At 52.8% G+C, this 2106-nt stretch carries 2 protein-coding genes; one reads left to right on the forward strand and one right to left on the reverse strand.

All coding sequences use genetic code 11. The annotated features are described in order from the left end of the window. The first annotated feature begins 323 nt into the window (after positions 1 to 323). Complete coding sequence (locus P4L78_RS11650) at positions 324 to 491, forward strand: hypothetical protein (RefSeq protein ID WP_309328230.1); 168 nt, start codon at positions 324 to 326, stop codon at positions 489 to 491. A 365-nt stretch (positions 492 to 856) separates the two neighbouring features. Here the strand turns inward: P4L78_RS11650 and P4L78_RS11655 are convergent, their stop codons facing one another. Beyond that, on the reverse strand, positions 857 to 1480 hold the full coding sequence (locus P4L78_RS11655) for an alpha/beta fold hydrolase (protein ID WP_309328232.1): 624 nt from the start codon (positions 1478 to 1480) through the stop codon (positions 857 to 859). Positions 1481 to 2106 lie beyond the last annotated feature (626 nt).

Raw genomic sequence — 2106 nt, forward strand, 5'->3', positions numbered from 1 at the left:
ACGGGAGCGCCGCCCTCGGCCTGCTTGAGAATGGCAATGATCTGGCTGTCGGAAAAGCGTGAGCGCTTCATGCAAAACTTCCTCGATGGTTCAGGGAGAAAATTCTACTTCTGGCGACGATTAATTTCCGGGGGGATTACCTAGGCCTGCCATTGCGCCACGATTGTTACATCCCGATCTTCCCAGATTTCTCGATGTGCTGCAGCGAGATCAAGCTCGCGTTTTTTTGGTAAAGGTGATGCCACCAGTAACGATGCTGGAAGTTTTGTTCATAGCGCCTATCCTGTGTTTAATCGTTTGATCGCAAATCCAGGAGCCCGGACGTGAGTAAACAATTGGCAATCGAGGTGATTCTTCTTTTTTGCGCGTGCGCCGCTATGGCCACCTACTTCTATCCAAAGACCGGAATACAAGCTGTTATAGGAGCAACATTTACTTTTGTCGGCGGGGTAGGTGGCTCGCTGTATCGGGAATCGAAGAAGAAGAATTAGCCCTCGTGGTAGAGAATTTTGGACAAAAAAACCGCCTAAGTGGGCCTATGGATACATATTTCAAGGAGAAGGTGTCGTTGGTAACTTTTCACTTGGCCACATCAAGCGATGAAGTCTCGTAAGCAGCGTGTTTAACGGTATGCCAGTCTCAGCCGCCCGTTGGGAGATGGTCTGTCACCGACTTAGCGGACACCGTAGTTAAGCACGCTGGTTATCGCCATACAGCAAGCCCGCTTTTGGGCGACAAATAGACGTTGTCGACCGCTATGGCGACTGACCGCTTCGGCCGAGTAGCCACAGGAGCGGTAAAGAACAGGCAGGATACCCATATGCGGCTTCGTGGAACAAACAGCGCCAGGATTCAATCACTCTGCCGTCGCTATGCTCGTCAGTTGCGCAGCCTTTATTACAAACTCCTGTAGAGGACCGACCCAGCGGTCAGCAGCATCGCCGGTTAGGATGCCATCGTGCCCATCCATTCCTTTTAACGTTGGCATAGCGAGAAAACGATTCCCAGCGGGAGCCGTCTGCAAAGAGAACCACGCCTTTATCGCCGGAATAGGGGCCAGCCAGTCTGTTTCCGAGTAGATAAACAGGGTGGGCTTAGTCGTGACTGCCATTCGTTTCAGAAACTCAGGCGCTGGGGGCGTTGCCGCTGCAGTGGGGTCCCTGGACGGCAGACTCAAGGCCCCCGCGAGATTGATACTCGCCAAGATGTCGGGTGAGCTGTCCGCTAGATGAACCGCTTCCAGCCCTCCAAATGAATGCCCCGCGACAACACCCACATCAATAACGTTTGATTGCTGTCGAATCAGCTTCAACGCTGCAGATGCGTCGTAACTCGCTTCCTTAACCAGTGTTTCGTTGTACGACTGACTCCGGGCAGCCAAAGCCTCACATGAAGGGCCTTCTGATTCCGCATACCCGCGACGGTGAAGCTCATAAACGTTGAAACCCTGGGCATACAGAGTAGCTTCCAGGTATTCCATACCTCCAACCTCCTTATGCCCCATATCAATCAATGTCTGAGGCATGGTTCCATGCATGACGAGGGCGAAGGGTGCGGGTCTGTCGTGGGTATAGGCTTTGATGGCGATTTTTGAATGATGCCAAGGCGAATCGGACTCGGTCCAGAGGATAGAGCGGGTAGATGAAACCCATTTGCCATACGCAACGTCTCGATCTGCCACGGAGTGTAGCGATAGAGTGGACGGTGCGTGATATGCGGGTTGTGTTTGGGCTGTATTGCAACCCACTAGTAGCACCGCAGATAGGGCCAGGGACAAACAGCTTTTGGCAGCTTTTCTTGGAGAGGCAGTCATGAAACACGGGTTCGTAACAAAACGGGAGAATCGTAAGGTATTTTACTTATCATTTGCACAAACTTTGCTTGGCGTTAATGTACAGGCGCAACAGTTCGCAAAGGTCCGCTTTCTGGCATAAAGCGGACTCGCGTTGTCGCGCGCCGTAACGACCGCTTCGGCCGAGCACCTGCCCCCTGTTGGGAGGCTTGAGCGGCAGCTATCGGGATCGACTGTTGCAAATGGTCATGATGATCAGCGCGGTGATCACATACGAACAGCGTCGTGATCAGGAATGGCAGATTGGGTGCTCA

Origin of the sequence: Silvimonas sp., assembly GCF_031291215.1 — a bacterium.
GTDB lineage: Bacteria > Pseudomonadota > Gammaproteobacteria > Burkholderiales > Chitinibacteraceae > Silvimonas > Silvimonas soli.

What these genes read in the sequence shown, in the direction of transcription:
- P4L78_RS11655 (WP_309328232.1), bottom strand. Translation starts at nt 1,480, where the DNA reads ATGGAATACCTGGAAGCTACTCTGTATGCCCAGGGTTTCAACGTTTAT.